The organism is Achromobacter sp. RT286_PF (assembly GCF_059760425.1).
The window spans coordinates 13221-30685 of record NZ_JCBAMR010000053.1 but is presented as its reverse complement, the minus strand read 5'-3'; the positions used below and the strand labels follow the sequence as shown (position 1 = coordinate 30685).

Below are 17465 nucleotides of genomic sequence, written 5' to 3'. Positions count from 1 at the left end.
CCTTCATCCGTGCTTCGGGCCGGCGCCTTTCTGTACCTACGCCGCCGCCGCCTGGCGCAGCTGGTCGTCCACCACTTCCACCCAATGCCGCACCGGCGTGTCGGTGCCGCTTTGCAGATGGCCGATGCAGCCGATGTTGGCCGACAGGATCACGTCGGGCCCGCCTGCGGCAATGGCCGTCAGTTTGCGGTCGCGCAGCTGCAACGCGATATCCGGATGCAGCACCGAGTACGCACCCGCCGAGCCGCAGCACAGGTGCTTGTCGGCAAACGGCTGCAAATCGAAACCCAGATCCACCAGCAACTGCTCGGACAGCGGCCGCAGGCCCTGCCAATGCTGCAAGGTGCAGGGCGGGTGATACGCGGCCCGCGCGCCGGCGGGCAAACGCGCACGCAGCTTGGCGGCATGCGGGGCGACAATTTCGGCCACGTCCTTGACGCGCGCAACGATATCCGCGGCCTTCTGCGCGTAGGCAGGATCATGCTTCAAATGATGCGCATATTCCTTGACCATCGCGCCGCAGCCGGATGCGTTCATGACGATGGCCTCCACCGCCCCACCCTGTATCAGCGGCCACCACGCGTCCACATTGGCGCGCATCTGCGCCAACGCGGCGTCTTGCGCATCCAGATGAAAACTGACCGCGCCACAACACCCCGCACCTGGGGCCAGCCGCGCGCCGATACCCACGGCATCCAGCACGCGGATGGTGGCGGCGTCGATGGTGGGCATCATGGCCGGCTGCACGCAGCCGGTCAGCATCAGCACTTGGCGTGCATGCCCTGACACAACGGGCAAGGCGCCCGCATCACGGCGCTCGGGCACCTTGCGCTTGAGCGCCTCGGGCAGCATGGCGCGCATCGCCTGCCCCGCTTTCATCGCGGGCGCGAACATGGGCGACAACATCGCACGACGCAACAGGTTGCGCTTGGTCTTGTCGGCCCATGAACGCGGCACGCGTTCGTCCACGATCTTGCGCCCGATGTCGATCAGGTGCCCGTACTGAACGCCCGACGGGCACGTGGTTTCGCAATTGCGGCAGGTCAGGCAACGGTCCAGGTGTTGTTGCGTGGACTGCGTGGGCTCGGCGCCTTCCAGCACCTGCTTGATCAGATAGATACGCCCGCGCGGGCTGTCCAGCTCGTCGCCCAGCACTTGATACGTGGGACAGGTGGCGGTGCAGAAACCGCAATGGACGCAGCGCCGCAAGATGGCGTCGGCTTCGTTGCCCAAGTCGGTATCGCGGGCCCAGGATGCCAGGTTGGTTTGCATGCGCTATAGCTCCAGAACCAGGCGGCCGGGGTTGAACAGGCTGGCCGGGTCAAGCTCCTGCTTGAGCCGGCGCGTGATCGCCGCGACGCCGGGCGCCAGCGGATGAAATACCCCGTCGACCGGTGGCTTGCTGTTGCCGGGGCGAAACAAGGTGGCGTGCCCGCCCAGCCGCGCGGCGATTTCGCGAAGCTCAGCGGCGTCACGTTGGCCGGACAGCCAACGCTGGCCGCCCCCCCACTCGATCAATGTGGGCCCCAGGCCCAACGCAGCGGCGGTGGGCGGCAGCGCAAGGCGCCACAAAGGCCGGCCGGGGTGAAAAAACGGGTGCGTCTGCTCGCGCAACGAGCGCCACCACACCAGCGCGGCATCCGGTAACAGCGCGTCCCCGCCGATGACGTGGCGCGCGCTGGCCAGCGCAGGCGGCGCGCCTGACAGCCGCACGTGCATAAGCCCATCGCCCCCGTCATCGTCGCCCGTCCAGCTGGTGGCGGAAATGGGCAACGGCTTGCCGCGCCACAAGGCAAAGCTTGCCAACGCCTGCGCCTGCGTGGCGGGCAGTACCAGCGTCAGTTCTTCCATGGGGCGCGGCACCACCTTCATCGACACATCAAGAATCGCGCCGAAGATGCCATGCGACCCCGCCAACAAGCGCGACACGTCGTACCCCGCCACGTTTTTCATGACTTCGCCGCCGAACGACAGCATGCGCCCTTCCGAGTCCAGCAGCCGGGTGCCCAGGACGAAGTCGCGCAATGCGCCCGCGCTCATGCGGCGCGGCCCGGACAGCCCCGCCGCCACGCAACCGCCCACGGTTGCCGATGCCGCGAAGTGCGGCGGTTCAAACGCCAGCATCTGCCCGTTCTCGGCCAACACCGCTTCAAGCTCGGCCAACGGCGTACCGGCGCGTACGGTCACCACCAGCTCGGAGGGGTGATAGCTGACGATGCCGCGATACGGCGTCATGTCGAGCAGGCAGTGGCCGTCTTGCGGCGTGACCGGGCGATAGTTGCCGTAGAACGCCTTGCTGCCGCCGCCCATGACAAACAACGGCTTGTGGCCGGCACGAGCCGTCATGACCTGGTCGCACAATTCCGACAGGACAAAATCCATAGGGGATGCGTCCTAGAAACGGGCGAGATCGGGGAACCGCAACTCGCCCGCATGGACGTGCATCTTGCCGTATTCGGCGCAGCGGGCCAGCGTCGGAATGACTTTTTCAGGATTCAGCAGGCACGGCGGGTCGAACGCCCGCTTGACCGCCAGGAACGCGTCGAGTTCTTCGCGAGAGAATTGCACGCACATTTGATTGATTTTCTCCATACCCACACCGTGCTCTCCGGTCACGGTGCCTCCTACCTGCACGCACAGCTCAAGAATCGCGGCGCCAAATTTCTCGGCGCGCTCGACCTCGTCCGGCTTGTTCGAATCGAACAGAATCAGCGGATGCAGGTTGCCGTCTCCTGCATGGAAAACGTTGGCGCATCGCAAGCCGAATTCGTCTTCCATTTGCTCGATGGCGCCCAGCACCCGCGCCAGGTGGCGACGCGGAATCGTGCCGTCCATGCAGTAATAATCAGGCGACACGCGGCCGGCCGCCGGAAACGCGTTCTTGCGTCCCGCCCAGAACTTCAGCCGCTCGGCTTCCGACGTGGACACTTGGCAACGCGTTGCACCGGCATCGCGAAACACCGCTTCCATCCGCGCGATTTCGTGGGCGACCTCGTCAGGGGTGCCGTCCGATTCGCACAGCAGGATGGCTTGCGCATCCAGATCGTAGCCGGCGCACACAAAGGGTTCGACCATATGCGTGGCGCGGCGATCCATCATCTCGAGCCCAGCAGGAATCATGCCCGCGGCGATGACCTGCGTGACGGCATTGCCGGCCGCCTCGACGCTGGAAAAGCTGGCCATCACCACCTGCGCGCAAGCGGGCTTGGGGATGAGCTTTACCGTCACTTCGGTGACCACGCCCAACATGCCTTCTGATCCGATGAAGACGGACAGCAGATCCAGCCCGGGTGCATCGGGCGCCTCGGAGCCCAGCTCGACGATGTCGCCGTCAATGGTGACGACCCGCACGCGCAACACGTTGTGCACGGTCAGGCCGTACTTCAGGCAATGCACGCCACCGGAATTCTCGGCCACGTTGCCGCCGATGGAACAGGCGATCTGGCTGGACGGATCGGGCGCGTAATAAAGGCCATAGGGCGAGGCCGCTTCGGAAATGGCCAGGTTGCGCACGCCGGGCTGCACGATGGCAGTGGCGCTGGCCAGGTCGATATGTTTGATGCGATTGAATTTGGACAAGCCAAGCAGCACGCCCTGGCTATGCGGCATGGCGCCGCCAGACAAGCCCGTGCCCGCGCCGCGCGCCACCAGCGGCGCATTCAGCCGCTTGCAGATCCGCATGACGGCTTGCACTTGTTCTTCGGTTTCAGGCAGGGCCACCACGGCCGGCAGCGCGCGATACAACGACAGGCCGTCGCACTCGTAGGGACGGGTATCTTCTTCGCGGAACAATACGCAGTGCGCGGGCAACGCGGCCGACAACGCCTCGATGAGCTGCTGCAAAGAATAAGGCGCCTGCACTTGTGCCAGGCCGGTTTCGACCAGTGAATTCATGAGCGCAACAATAGCGCGAGCGCACTATGAAAACAGGCCGGGATTTACCCGCATCCATGGGATAAACGCCGTGCCCGACTCGTAACCAGCAGTAATTGCGCGCGGTGCACGCGTAAAAAAGCCGACGGCAATACCGTCGGCTTCAGCAAGGCGCGCGGCCCGCTTGATGTCTTACCAGGACACGATCTTGCCCGGATTCAGAATGTTGTTCGGATCAAACGCGTGCTTCAGGCTGCGCATCAGATCCAGCGCATCGTCGCCATGCTCTTCCGCCATGAATTGCATTTTGTGCAAGCCCACGCCATGTTCGCCGGTGCAGGTGCCGTCCGCCGCGATCGCACGGCGAACCAGGTTGTGGTTGATCGTTTCCGACTCTTCCCATTCCTTCGGATTGTCGGCGTCCAGCAGCATCAATACGTGGAAATTGCCGTCACCCACGTGGCCGACGATGGTGTACGGGAAGCTGGCGCGTTCCAGTTCCTCGACGGTGTCGCGCACGCAATCGGCCAGGCGCGAAATCGGCACGCACACGTCGGTGGTGCTGGCGCGGCAGCCGGGACGCAATTGCAGGCCCGCGAAATAGGCATTGTGGCGCGCCGTCCACAGGCGGCTGCGGTCTTCGGGACGCTCGGCCCATTCGAAGTCCATGCCGCCATGTTCGGCGGTAATCGCCTGCACGGTTTCGGCCTGTTCCTGCACGCCGGCCGGGCTGCCATGGAATTCGAACACCAGCAGCGGCGTTTCGCGCAGGCTCAACTGGCTGTATTGGTTGACCGACCGCACGCTGGCGGCGTCCATGAATTCCACGCGCGCGATCGGCACGCCCATCTGGATGATTTCAATCACGCTTTGCACGGCGGCGTCCAGCGTGGGGAAGTTGCAGACGGCCGCCGACACGGCTTCGGGCTGCGGGTACAACCGCACGGTGACTTCGGTGATGATGCCCAGCGTGCCTTCGCTACCGACGAAGATGCGCGTCAGGTCGTAGCCCGCCGACGATTTGCGCGCGCGGCCGGCCGTGCGGATGATGCGGCCATCGGCCGTCACGACGGTCAACGACATGACGTTTTCGCGCATGGTGCCGTAGCGCACGGCGTTGGTGCCGGAGGCGCGCGTGGCGGCCATGCCGCCCAGGCTGGCGTCGGCGCCCGGGTCGATCGGGAAGAACAAGCCGGTGCTGCGGATCTCTTCGTTCAACTGCTTGCGCAGGACGCCGGCCTGGACGGTGGCGGTCAGGTCTTCGGCGTTGATCGCCAACACCTTGTTCATCTGCGACAAGTCCAGGCTGATGCCGCCCTGGATCGCCAGGATGTGGCCTTCCAGCGACGAGCCGGCGCCATAGGGAATCAACGGAACACGGTGTTCGTTGCACAGCTTGGCCACCGCGGCCACGTCTTCCGTGCTGTGCGCGAAGACCACGGCGTCAGGCAGCATGGCGGGATACGGGGACTCGTCGCGGCCGTGATGCTCGCACACGGCCGAGGATTCAGACAGGCGGTCGCCAAAGCGCGCGCGCAAGGCGTCCAGACAGGCGGCCGGCACCGGACGGCGCAACGTTTCAGCGTGCAAGGGAGCATTCATGATCAGCGTGTTCTCGGGGAATTCGCGGCGAGCGCGGGTTCGTTAATCCGAATATTCTACGCCGCCACGCATGCTGCGCCGCAAACCGCCCCAGGAAGACGGCGTGCGGCGCGCCGGCGTGACCGGCCGCTTACTTGCCCGAGGTCAGCGCAACGCGGCGGCGTTCGCGCACCGCGTGCGCCAGGCGCTCCAGCACGGCAACCGACGCGTCCCAGTCGATGCAGCCGTCGGTAATGCTCTGGCCGTACACGAGCGGCTTGCCCGGCACCATGTCCTGGCGCCCGCCCAACAGGTGGCTTTCCACCATGACGCCGATCAGCCGGGCGTCGCCCGCTTCCATCTGGCGCGCCACGTCGTCGATGACGCGGGGTTGGTTTTCGGGGTCTTTGCTGCTGTTGGCGTGGCTGGCGTCCACCATGATGCGCTGGGCCAGGCCGGCCTTGGACACGTCCTGGCAGGCGGCGTCAACGCTGGCCGCGTCGTAGTTCGGCGTCTTGCCGCCGCGCAGGATGACGTGGCAGTCCTCGTTGCCGGCGGTGGACACAATCGCGGAATGCCCGCCCTTGGTCACCGACAGGAAGTGGTGCGGCTGCGACGCAGCCTTGATCGCGTCGACCGCGATCTTCACATTGCCGTCCGTGCCGTTCTTGAACCCCACCGGACACGACAAGCCGGACGCCAGTTCGCGGTGCACCTGGCTCTCCGTCGTGCGTGCCCCGATCGCCCCCCAGGAGACCAGATCCGCGATGTACTGCGGCGTAATCATGTCCAGAAACTCGCAACCGGCCGGCAACCCCAGGCTGTTGATATCCAGCAGCAGTTCACGGGCCACGCGCACGCCCTTGTTGATGTCGAAGCTGCCGTCCAGATCCGGGTCGTTGATCAGGCCCTTCCAGCCCACCGTGGTGCGCGGCTTTTCGAAATACACGCGCATCACGATTTCCAGATCGGCGCTCAGGCGGTCACGCACCGGCTTCAGACGCTTCGCGTATTCAATGGCGGCGCGCGTGTCGTGAATCGAGCAGGGGCCGATCACGACGATCATGCGGTCGTCCATGCCGTGCAGGATGCGGTGCATGCCCTGGCGGGCAGCGAACACGGTGTCGCCCGCCTCCTTGGTGCATGCAAACTCGCGCATCACGTGCGCGGGCGGATTCAGTTCCTTGATTTCTCGGATGCGAAGGTCGTCGGTATTGTGTGACACGGTACTGCTCCTGGGTTGCCCGCCAACGGGTCCATCTCCGATCGGTGGTTTCCGATCCCGGCGGCACAAAAAAAGCCGCCAGTTCGCTGGCGGCTTTTTGGGGGGATTCTTTCCAAACTTCAGATTGAGTGCGTCCCTTCCTCCGCCAGCGGCTTCAGAAAACCATAAAAATAAAAGGTAAAGGCGGGGGACGCGAATTTCATGGGAAACGACTCTAGCACAAAACTTTCGGGCCGTCACATCGTTTTTTGGCGACGGTGGCGGCCCGATTTGACGTTAGGCGGTACCGCCCACGGTCAGCCCTTCCATGCGCACGGTCGGCATGCCCACGCCCACCGGCACGCTCTGGCCGTCCTTGCCGCAAGTACCCACGCCGGAATCCAGCTGAAGATCGTTGCCGATCATCGTGACGCGGGTCATGGCGTCGGGGCCGTTGCCGATCAGCGTGGCGCCCTTGACCGGGTAGGTCACCTTGCCGTCTTCGATCATGTAGGCCTCGGATGCCGAGAACACGAACTTGCCGCTGGTGATGTCGACCTGGCCCCCGCCGAAATTGACGGCGTACAGGCCGCGCTTGACCGACGACACGATTTCTTCGGCAGGCTTGTCGCCGGCCAGCATGTACGTGTTGGTCATGCGCGGCATCGGCAGGTGCGCAAACGATTCGCGGCGGCCGTTGCCGGTAGCGGCGGTTTTCATCAGACGCGCGTTCAGCGTGTCTTGCATGTAGCCGCGCAGGATACCGTCTTCGATCAGCACGTTGCGCTGGGTGGCATTGCCTTCATCGTCGATGTTGAGCGAACCGCGGCGGTCGGGCAGCGTGCCGTCGTCGACCACGGTGACGCCCTTGGATGCCACGCGTTCGCCGATGCGGCCGGAAAACACGCTGGAGCCTTTGCGGTTGAAGTCGCCTTCCAGCCCGTGGCCCACCGCCTCGTGCAGCAGGATGCCGGGCCAGCCGGCCCCCAGCACCACCGTCATCTCGCCAGCGGGCGCCGGGCGCGCTTCCAGGTTGACCATGGCTTCATGCACGGCACGTTCGACATAGCCTTGCAGCATTTCGTCCGTGAAGTAGGCAAGCCCCAAGCGTCCACCGCCCCCGGCATGGCCCATTTCGCGGCGGCCGTTGCGTTCGGCGATCACGGTCAGCGACAGGCGCACCAGCGGGCGCACGTCGGCGGCCAGACGGCCATCGCTGCCGGCCACCAGCACGACGTCATATTCGGCACCCAGACCGGCCATCACCTGGATGACATGCGGGTCGCGTGCACGCGCCATGCGCTCGATGCGTTCCAGCAGCGCCACCTTTTCCGGTGCGCTCAGCGTGGCGACGGGGTCGATGTCGGCGTACAGGCTGCGGCCCATTTCGGCTTCGACTTGGGCGGCCACCTTGACCTTGCCGGCGCCGCGCCGGGCAATGCCGCGCACGGCATGGGCAGACGACAGCAGCGCGTCGGCCGACAGGGAATCGGAATAGGCAAAGGCGGTTTTCTCGCCGCTGACGGCACGCACGCCGACGCCCTGGCTGATGGAAAAGCTGCCGGTCTTGACGATGCCCTCTTCCAGACTCCATCCCTCGCTGCGCGTGTACTGAAAGTACAGGTCGGCGTAATCGACCTTGTGGGTGAAGATCTCACCCAGGGCACGCGCCATATCCGCTTCGGTCAGGCCCCAGGGGTCAAGCAAAAGCGATTTGGCGGTGGCAAGGGAAGCAATAGCGGGATCAGTGATTTTCATAGGCTCTATTCAGGGGGCATCGGCGCGGCACGGGCGCACGCGTTGCGTGGATGCACAAGACCGTATCGTACCGCTGACCGGCCCCCCTCGTCCCGACTTTGGCAAGGCGGCCACTGCCGAGGGGTGAAAGATTATTCACGCGTGAATAAATATGGGGACATCGAATGAAGTATCAAGTTAAGCAAAACAACTAAATATTGTTTCACCACATAACAGTTGGGGAGCCGCTCCGGAACGCAGTTGAACGACTCCTAGGCTCTTGGCATACAAGAGTGGGAAATACCCAGGATTGGTCTGACAAGCGCTGATCAAAATGCGGAAACTCGGCCCGGAAGACACCCTAATTCACCATATCAATCCGCTGAGCAGGCAATGCCAAAATGCATGGCGGCCGCATCGAGGCAACGAAAGTGTCAATTCGGTCACCCTCCTTGGCTCATAAATCGGGGGCTGGCATGGCCCGGCTTTAAATCGTCCACGACCAACAACATAAACCCGGCGGAGGCTGTCACAAAACGCGATTCTTTCGCTAATTGAAACAAATGACGCCGGGAACAGCCCCTGTTTGCGGGATTCGTCCGCCTTGTGAACCAAATTCGCGTCTGTTTCAAATCGTCCTAAATTTGGGAATATCCTTCCCAAAACTTGTTCCTGCCCGAGGCCCGCATACCGTCAGGCCTTGCGGCTCTTTTGATACAAAGTAATTAGCTCGAAAATAGAGAAGTCAAGCCGCAATTTATGTATTATGCGAAGCACAACAATTAAACATTACTTCGCCGGCGATTAAAGCAGTTCCATAATCAGGAATAAACCATGGCCCGAGAAACATACGCAGCTCTGCAAGCAAAGATCGAGAAGGAAATCAACAAGCTTCAAAAGAAGGCGGAAGTCCTCCAAACGAAGCGTCGCAAGCCCGTGATCACCTCCATCATCACGTCCATGCGCGAATACGACATCACCCCGGAAGAAATCATTGCGGCATACGGTTCGGGCAAGCCCGCGCGCGTGGCCCCCGGTGGCCGACGCAAGGCTGGCGCGGCTGCACGCCCCGCCACCGCCGCCAAGCGTGCCGTTGCCCCGAAGTATCGTCACCCGCAAACGGGCGAAACCTGGAGCGGCCGTGGCAAAGCCCCGCGCTGGCTCGCGGCTGAAGAAGCCGGTGGCGCGACACGCGACAGCTTTCTTATCAAAGAATAAAACCTATTCTGTAGTAAGAAATAAATCGGCGCACCAATCTGGTGCGCCGATTTATTTTGGAATTCAGCGTCGAAGCGCCGTCAGGGCTTACTGAACGGGGAACTGAATTTCGCGTTCCGCCCCATTATTCCCGGGGAAATTGTCGAATATCGCGCGTACCAGATAGGGCATCGTGCGCATGAAATCATCGCCCTGACTAAGTATGAAGGCCGTGGAACGGTAAACCTCGGCACCCCCACGTTGGGTGTCCCGAATCTTCAAGCTTAGTGTGTTGCGCTGCACCGCCATTGGCACATCGACCCATTCCGGCCCCCAGTACCCATAGGCGCCACCCCAGGGGCGAGGCCCGTAGAAACCGCCATATCCGCCATAGCCGTAGCCGCCGTAGAAATAGGGATCGTAGGCGCGGCGCACCATTACCTGGGTCTGGCTGGTGCCATAGGTAAATGACACGTCAAAACGCCCCTTGGCGCCGGGCTGGGCTTCGACCAAACCCGTTGCACCGATGCCGGCGCGCACCATGTCCTGATAGGACTGGTATTCCAGATTATTCAGTTGATTCGGATCCGCGGCCACAAATTGGTAAGTCTGCCCTTCAACGCCGGTAGGCCATTGCTGGAACGAAGTCACCCGCGCGGAAACGGACGGCGCGGCGCAACCGGTCAGTGCCAGCGTTGCCGCCACAGCCGTTAATCCTGCCCAACGGCCCACACTGAACAACGACTTTCGGAACATTTTGCGACTCCTGTTGCGCGCGACGGCGCCATCATACTGAGCTTTGACTATGCCCACGGCAAAAAGTTTGCCGTAGCCCGCACGCCCCAGACTGCGCGCCGCGCCCACCTACTACAATAGACCCCTCGTTCAAACCAGGACTGCAACTCCATGCGCACCGACACGCCCATTACCGTTTATCGCAAGGATTACCAGCCCTACCCCTACGACATTCCCGAAGTCGCTTTGGCCTTCGATCTGGCGCCGGACGCCACCGAAGTGCGCTGCACGATGCACGTGCAACGCAAGCCCGGCGCCAGCGCCGACGCGGCCTTGATCCTGGATGGAGAAGACCTGGAACTCGTGTCGGTAGCGGTCAACGGCGCCACCCTGGACGCCGACGCCTATCACCTGTCCGAGCACAGCCTGGCCATATACGGCCTGCCCGCCGACGCCACGGTCGACGTGGTCAGCCGCTGCAATCCGTCCGCCAACTCCACGCTGATGGGCTTGTATGTGTCCGGCGGCAACTTCTTCACGCAATGCGAGGCCGAGGGCTTTCGCCGCATCACCTGGTTTGCCGACCGCCCCGACGTGATGTCGCGCTACCGCGTGACGCTGCGGGCGCAGCCGCAATACCCCGTGCTGCTGTCCAACGGCAACCTGATGGCATCGCGCCAATTGCCTGACGGCCGCAACGAAGTCGAATGGGAAGACCCGTTCCCCAAGCCTTGCTATCTGTTTGCGTTGGTGGCCGGCAACCTGACGCACCGTGAAACCACCGTCAAGACGGCCAGCGGCCGCGACGTGCTGCTACAGGTCTACAGCGACCCCGGCTCTGAAACCAAGACCGAATGGGCGCTTGATTCGCTGGTGCGCGCCCTGCGCTGGGATGAAACCCGCTTCGGCCTGGAATTGGATCTGGACCGCTTCATGATCGTCGCCGTCCATGACTTCAACATGGGCGCGATGGAAAACAAGGGCTTGAATATCTTCAACGCCGCCTACGTGCTGGCCGACGCCGACAGCGCCACCGACGCCAACTACGAAGGCATCGAATCCGTCATCGGCCATGAATACTTTCACAACTGGACCGGCAACCGCGTCACCTGCCGCGATTGGTTCCAGCTGAGCCTGAAAGAAGGGCTGACGGTTTTCCGCGACCAGGAATTCAGCGCCGACATGATGGCGCACGACATGGATGCCGCCGCCGCCACCAGCGCGCGCGCCGTCAAGCGTATCGATGACGTGGTGGCCCTGCGCGCCGCGCAGTTTCCGGAAGATGCCGGCCCCATGGCCCACCCCATCCGCCCCGAGAGCTACCAGGAAATCGGCAACTTCTATACGGCAACCGTGTACGAGAAAGGCGCCGAAGTCATCCGCATGCAGCACACGCTGCTGGGCGAGGAAGGCTTCCGCGCCGGCATGGACGAGTACTTTCGCCGCCACGACGGCCAGGCCGTCACCTGCGACGACTTTGTCGACGCCATGGAATCGGTCTACGTGCGCCAGCACCCGGGCCGCGACTTGTCGGTGTTCCGCCGCTGGTACCGCCAGGCCGGCACGCCGCGCGTGGCCGTCACGCTTGAACACGACGCCGCCACCCGCCGCTGCACGGTCACGCTGACCCAGCAATGCCAGCCGGTGGGCGTCGAGAAAAAAGCCGGCGCTGACTACGTCAAGGCGCCGTACCACATCCCGTTTGCGATCGGCCTTCTGGACCAGGACGGCCGCGCGCTGCCGCTGCGTCACGACGGCGCCACCCGCGACACCGCCCTGCTGGAACTGACCACGCCCAGCCAACAATGGGTGTTCGAAGATATCGCCGAGCGGCCCGTGCCCTCGTTGCTGCGCGATTTCTCGGCCCCGGTCATCGTCGACTATGACTGGACCGACGAAGAATTGGCGCTGCTGTCCGCGCATGACACCAACCCCTTCGCCCGCTGGGAAGCCGGCCAGGAACTGGCCACGCGCCAGATCCTGGCCTTGGCCGAAGCCCGCCAGGCCGGGCGCACGCTACACGCGGACGCGGCGTTCATCAACGCCTGGCGCGCACTGCTGACCGACCCGGCCCTGGACGCCGCCTATCGCGCGCGCGCGCTGGCCCTGCCGTCCGAGAAGACGCTGGCCGAGCGCATGCAGGCGGTGGACCCGCCCGCGCTGGCTGTGGCCCGCGACTTCCTGCGCGCCGAACTCGGCCGGCAGCTGGCCACGGAATTGCGCCAGGCGTTCGATCAGAACCAGACGCCGGGGGAATACAGCCCCGCGCCGGTGCCCGCCGGCAAGCGCGCCCTGAAGAACCTGGCCTTGAGCCATCTGCTGGCGGCCGGCGAACACGACGCCCAGCGTCTGGCCGAGCATCAGTACGAGCACGCCGGCAACATGACCGACAGCATGGCCGCGCTGTCTGCCCTGATCAATTACGGCCAGGGCGACTTCCCCCAGGAAGCGCTGGCAGCGTTCTATGACAAGTGGCGCGACAACCCGCTGGTGGTGGACAAATGGTTTGCCTTGCAGGCGGCCGCGCGTTCGACCACGGTGCATACCGCCCGCGAACTCATGACGCACCCCGCCTTCACGTTGCGCAACCCCAACCGCGCCCGCGCGCTGATTTTCCAGTTCTGCCTGAACAATGCGCGCGGCATGCACCACCCGGACGGTTCGGGTTATGCGTTCTGGGCCGAGCAGGTGTTGGCGCTGGACGCCCTGAACCCCGAAGTCGCGGCTCGGCTGGCGCGTGCGCTGGACAACTGGTCGCGCTTCGTGCCGGCCCTGCGCACGCCCATGCAGGCCGCGCTGCAACAGGTGCGCGCCCATGCGGGCTTGTCGCGCAACGTGCAGGAAATCGTATCCAAGGCTTTAGAATTCGCAGCATAGGGAGACCCTCTTGAAACGTAAAACACTTACTCAATACCTGGTGGAGCAACAACGCTCTGCCCAAGCCCTGGCGCCGGAAGTCCGGCTGCTGATCGAAGTGGTCGCGCGCGCCTGCAAGGCGATTAGCCACGCCGTCAGCAAGGGCGCGCTGGGCGGCGTCCTGGGCAGCCTGGAAAGCGAAAACGTCCAAGGCGAAGTGCAGAAGAAGCTGGACGTCCTGTCCAACGAAATCCTGCTTGAAGCCAACGAATGGGGCGGCCACCTGGCGGCCATGGCCTCGGAAGAAATGGAAACCATCCATTTGATTCCGAACCGCTACCCCAAGGGCGAATACCTGCTGTTGTTCGACCCCCTGGATGGCTCGTCCAACATCGACGTCAACGTCTCCATCGGCACCATCTTCTCGGTGCTGCAGGCCCCGCACAACGTGTCGGGCGCTCCGGTCTGCGAAGACGATTTCCTGCAACCCGGCAACAAGCAGGTCGTGGCCGGCTATGCCGTCTATGGCCCGCAGACCATGCTGGTGTTGACCATCGGCAATGGCGTGGTCGGCTTCACGCTGGACCGCGAAATGGGCTCGTGGGTGCTCACGCACGAGAACATCCGCGTGCCGGAAGACACCAAGGAATTCGCCATCAACATGTCGAATAGCCGCCACTGGGCACCGCCCGTGAAGCGCTACGTCGACGACTGCCTGGCCGGCGCCACGGGCCCCCTGGGCAAGGACTACAACATGCGCTGGATCGCCTCGATGGTGGCGGACGTGCATCGCATCCTGACCCGTGGCGGCATCTTCATGTACCCCTGGGATGCGCGCGAACCCGGCAAGGCCGGCAAGCTGCGCCTGATGTATGAAGCCAACCCGATGAGCTTCCTGGTCGAACAGGCCGGCGGCGCCGCGATCAACGGCGTCCAGCGCATCATGGACATCCAGCCGGACAAGCTGCACCAGCGCGTCAGCGTGATCCTGGGCTCGAAGAACGAAGTCGAGCGCGTGGGCCGCTATCACGCCGAGGAAGCGGCGAAGTAATGCCGCGCTGAAAAGCAAAACGCTGAAAAGCAAAAAGCCCCTTGATTGCTCAAGGGGCTTTTTTTTATTGCGCGCGGGGCGCAACGGCGGTCACTTGACCTCTTCGATGGACTTTACGTCGTCCTTGTTGATCTGGACTTTCTTGCCGTCCTTGTCGTATTCATACATGCCGGACTTTTTGTCATAAGACGGCGAATCGGGCGTCACGGTCGAGCTACCGTCCCGTTGCTGAATGACCGAGGGCGACGAGCATCCGGCCAGCACCCCAACTCCGGTCACCACCAGGGCCAACGTCATGGTCTTCAGGTTCATGGGCGTGTTCTCCAAGTGTGAATAGGTGATTCCACTGTATCGGGAACCTGGCCCCGATATCGTGTCGGGTTGTCGGCAAATTGAGAAAAAACGTAAACCCCGCAACCCACATCGTAAAAAAACCCCTCACGGGCAAGCCTGTGAGGGGTTTTACGCTTACATAAACCGCAAGCCGTTACAGGTCAGCGCAAGGGCTCAGACCTTGGCGTTGGCCTCGATGAAGCGGCGCACCTCGGCCATCGAGCAGTCCATGACCTGTACGCGCTGCGGCAGCGACTCCAGGTTGGCCAGGTTGCCCGGCGGCGTGGCCGGACGGCCCAGCGCTTCTTCGATGGTTTCGGAGAACTTTGCCGGCAAGGCCGTCTCCAGCACCAGCATCGGCACCCCGGGCTCAACGAAGTCGCGCGCCACTTTCACCCCATCGGCGGTGTGCGGATCGACCAGCACGCCGGTCTCGTCGTACAGCGAACGGATGGTGGCCAGGCGCGCCTCGTGCGAGCTTTGGCCGGACACGAAGCCGTAGCGCGATTCGAACTGCGGCTTCAGGTCGGACAGGTCGAACGAGCCCTCTTGCGCCAAGGTGGTCCACAGCGCCTTCACGCGGGAGGCGTCGCGGCCCACCAGATCGAAGACGAAGCGTTCGAAGTTGGACGCGCGCGAGATATCCATCGACGGGCTGGACGTGGCGTACGTCTGCTCGGCCGGACGCGGACGGTAGATGCCCGTGCGGAAAAACTCTTCCAGCACGTTGTTCTCGTTCGTGGCCAGTACCAGGCGGCGCACCGGCAAGCCCATGCTGCGCGCGATGTGACCCGACAGGATGTTGCCGAAGTTGCCCGACGGCACCGCGAACGAGACCTGCTGGCCCGGCTTGTCGGTGGCGCGCAACCAGCCGTGGAAGTAATACACGACCTGGGCGGCGATGCGCGCCCAGTTGATCGAGTTAACGGCGCCCAGACGGTACTTGGTCTTGAAAGCCAGGTCGCTGGCCAGCGCCTTGACGATGTCCTGCGCTTCGTCGAACACGCCGCGCACGGCGATGTTGTGGATGTTTTCGTCTTGCAGCGAATACATCTGTGCGCGCTGGAAGGCGCTCATGCGGCCATGCGGCGACAGCATGAACACGGCCACGCCCTGCTTGCCGCGCAACGCGTATTCGGCCGCCGAGCCCGTGTCGCCCGAGGTCGCGCCCAGGATGTTCAAGGTGGTGCCGCGCTTGGCCAGCGTGTATTCAAAGACTTGGCCCAGGAACTGCATGGCCATGTCCTTGAACGCCAACGTCGGGCCTTCGGACAAGCCCAGCAGCGACAAGCCGCCGTCCAGCGGGCGCAGCGGCACGATGTCTTCGCTGTTGAAGATCTCTTGCGTGTACGCCGCGCGCGTCAGGCGGCGCAGGTCGTCGGCCGGAATGTCGGTGGCAAACAGCGACAGCACTTCAAACGCCAGGTCGGCGTAGGACAAGCCGCGCCACGATTCCAGCGTTTGCTCGGAGACCTGGGGCAGTTGTTCCGGCACGGCCAGGCCGCCGTCGGGGGCCAGGCCTTCCAGCAGGATGTCGGAAAAGGGCTGGGCGGCCATGCCGCCTCGGGTCGAGACGTATTTCATGTCAGGTTCTCCACGCGCAAACGGGTGACCTTGGACCGCACGAACGGCATCGCCTCGATGCGCTCGATGGCCTGATTGATGTTGCCTTCCACGGCTTCATGCGTCAGGAAGATGATGTCGGCGCCGCCGATGTGCGAGGGCTGCTGGATCATCGAACCGATCGAGATCGAGCGGTCGGCCAGGATGCGGGCGATGTCCGCCAACACGCCCGGCTGGTCGTCCACGCGCAGACGCAGGTAGTACGACGTGCTGACGAGTTCGATCGGCAGGATCGGCGTGTCGGACATGGCATCGGGCTGGAACGCCAGGTGCGGCACGCGGTTGCCCGGATCGGCGGTGTGCAGGCGCGTCACGTCGACCAGGTCGGCCACCACGGCGGATGCGGTGGGCTCTTCGCCCGCGCCCTGACCGTAATACAGCGTGGGGCCAACGGCATCGCCCTTGACCAGCACGGCGTTCATCGCGCCTTCGACATTGGCCAGCAGGCGCTCGGACGGCACCAGCGCGGGATGCACGCGCAGTTCAATGCCGTCGGGGCGGCGCTTGGTCACGCCCAGCAGCTTGATGCGGTAACCCAGGCGCTCGGCATGTTCGATGTCTTCGGCGGCCAGCTGCGAGATGCCTTCGATGTAGGCGCGGTCAAACTGCACCGGCACGCCAAAGGCCAGCGAGGCCAGCAGCGTCAGCTTGTGCGCGGCGTCCACGCCTTCCACGTCGAACGTCGGGTCGGCTTCGGCATAGCCCAGGCGCTGCGCTTCGGCCAGCACGTCGGCGAACGGCAGCCCGCGCGAGCGCATTTCCGACAGGATGAAGTTCGTGGTGCCGTTGATGATGCCCGCCACCCACTGGATGCGGTTGGCCGTGAGGCCCTCGCGGATCGCCTTGATGATGGGGATGCCGCCGGCCACCGCGGCTTCGAACGTGACCATGACGCCGCGCTCGTAGGCGGCGGCGAAGATCTCGTTGCCGTGCTTGGCCAGCAGCGCCTTGTTGGCGGTGACGACGTGCTTGCCGTTGGCGATGGCTTCCATCACCAGTTCCAGCGCCAGCGTGTCGCCGCCGATCAGTTCAACAACGATGTCGATTTCCGGGTCGCGCACCAGCGCGTGCACATCGGTATCAACCAGGATCGAGTCGCCCACGCGGGCGCGCGCCTTGGCCACGTCGCGCACGGCGGCGCGCGTGACTTCGATGCGGCGGCCGGCGCGGCGCGCGATTTCTTCCGCGTTGCGCGACAGCACGGTCCATGTGCCTCCGCCAACGACGCCAAGACCAAGCAGGCCCACCTTCATGGGACGCATCGCGCCGCCCTCG

The 17465-nt window shown here is 63.9% G+C and carries 13 protein-coding genes; 3 read left to right on the top strand and 10 right to left on the bottom strand.

All coding sequences use genetic code 11. The features are described from left to right. Positions 1-36: 36 nt before the first annotated feature. The 6 genes from glcF to tldD all read right to left on the bottom strand — a co-directional run bounded on the left by glcF (position 37) and on the right by tldD (position 8416). The gene (glcF, locus tag AC6LJY_RS25850) at positions 37-1272 is read right to left on the bottom strand and encodes a glycolate oxidase subunit GlcF (protein ID WP_498137075.1); all 1236 of its coding nucleotides are present in this window, start codon (positions 1270-1272) and stop codon (positions 37-39) included. Between the two features lie 3 nt (positions 1273-1275). Further along, positions 1276-2382 (bottom strand): glycolate oxidase subunit GlcE, encoded by a 1107-nt coding sequence (gene glcE, locus AC6LJY_RS25845; RefSeq protein ID WP_498137074.1) that lies wholly within the window; start codon positions 2380-2382, stop codon positions 1276-1278. A gap of 12 nt (positions 2383-2394) precedes the next feature. Then, on the bottom strand, positions 2395-3894 hold the full coding sequence (locus AC6LJY_RS25840; RefSeq protein ID WP_046805535.1) for an FAD-linked oxidase C-terminal domain-containing protein: 1500 nt from the start codon (positions 3892-3894) through the stop codon (positions 2395-2397). 171 nt (positions 3895-4065) lie between these two features. Further along, positions 4066-5475, bottom strand: a complete 1410-nt coding sequence (locus tag AC6LJY_RS25835) for an FAD-binding oxidoreductase (protein WP_498137073.1) — start codon at positions 5473-5475, stop codon at positions 4066-4068. Between the two features lie 130 nt (positions 5476-5605). Further along, positions 5606-6679 carry a 3-deoxy-7-phosphoheptulonate synthase AroG gene (aroG, locus tag AC6LJY_RS25830; protein ID WP_046805537.1) on the bottom strand — a complete coding sequence of 358 codons (1074 nt, stop codon included), beginning with the start codon at positions 6677-6679 and terminating at the stop codon, positions 5606-5608. Between the two features lie 276 nt (positions 6680-6955). After that, positions 6956-8416: a metalloprotease TldD gene (gene tldD / locus AC6LJY_RS25825; RefSeq protein WP_498137072.1), complete on the bottom strand. Its 1461-nt coding sequence runs from the start codon at positions 8414-8416 to the stop codon at positions 6956-6958. An 813-nt stretch (positions 8417-9229) separates the two neighbouring features. Here tldD and AC6LJY_RS25820 point away from each other — a divergent pair. Beyond that, on the top strand, positions 9230-9613 hold the full coding sequence (locus tag AC6LJY_RS25820; protein ID WP_104143230.1) for an H-NS histone family protein: 384 nt from the start codon (positions 9230-9232) through the stop codon (positions 9611-9613). 87 nt (positions 9614-9700) lie between these two features. Here the strand turns inward: AC6LJY_RS25820 and AC6LJY_RS25815 are convergent, their stop codons facing one another. Next, positions 9701-10348 carry a DUF4136 domain-containing protein gene (locus tag AC6LJY_RS25815; protein ID WP_104143229.1) on the bottom strand — a complete coding sequence of 216 codons (648 nt, stop codon included), beginning with the start codon at positions 10346-10348 and terminating at the stop codon, positions 9701-9703. 150 nt (positions 10349-10498) lie between these two features. Between AC6LJY_RS25815 and pepN the strand changes: the two genes are divergently transcribed. Both pepN and AC6LJY_RS25805 read left to right on the top strand, forming a co-directional pair. After that, the gene (gene pepN / locus AC6LJY_RS25810; RefSeq protein ID WP_120154504.1) at positions 10499-13204 is read left to right on the top strand and encodes an aminopeptidase N; all 2706 of its coding nucleotides are present in this window, start codon (positions 10499-10501) and stop codon (positions 13202-13204) included. 10 nt (positions 13205-13214) lie between these two features. Further along, positions 13215-14234, top strand: coding sequence for a class 1 fructose-bisphosphatase (locus AC6LJY_RS25805; RefSeq protein ID WP_046805541.1), 1020 nt, complete (start codon positions 13215-13217; stop codon positions 14232-14234). A 90-nt stretch (positions 14235-14324) separates the two neighbouring features. Here AC6LJY_RS25805 and AC6LJY_RS25800 read toward each other — a convergent pair whose 3' ends face one another. The 3 genes from AC6LJY_RS25800 to AC6LJY_RS25790 all read right to left on the bottom strand — a co-directional run bounded on the left by AC6LJY_RS25800 (position 14325) and on the right by AC6LJY_RS25790 (position 17452). Beyond that, on the bottom strand, positions 14325-14546 hold the full coding sequence (locus AC6LJY_RS25800; protein ID WP_046805542.1) for a YgdI/YgdR family lipoprotein: 222 nt from the start codon (positions 14544-14546) through the stop codon (positions 14325-14327). A 195-nt stretch (positions 14547-14741) separates the two neighbouring features. Continuing rightward, positions 14742-16151: a threonine synthase gene (thrC, locus tag AC6LJY_RS25795; RefSeq protein WP_498137071.1), complete on the bottom strand. Its 1410-nt coding sequence runs from the start codon at positions 16149-16151 to the stop codon at positions 14742-14744. Continuing rightward, positions 16148-17452, bottom strand: a complete 1305-nt coding sequence (locus AC6LJY_RS25790; protein ID WP_046805560.1) for a homoserine dehydrogenase — start codon at positions 17450-17452, stop codon at positions 16148-16150. Before AC6LJY_RS25790 ends, thrC begins: the two co-directional genes overlap by 4 nt. Positions 17453-17465: the final 13 nt, after the last annotated feature.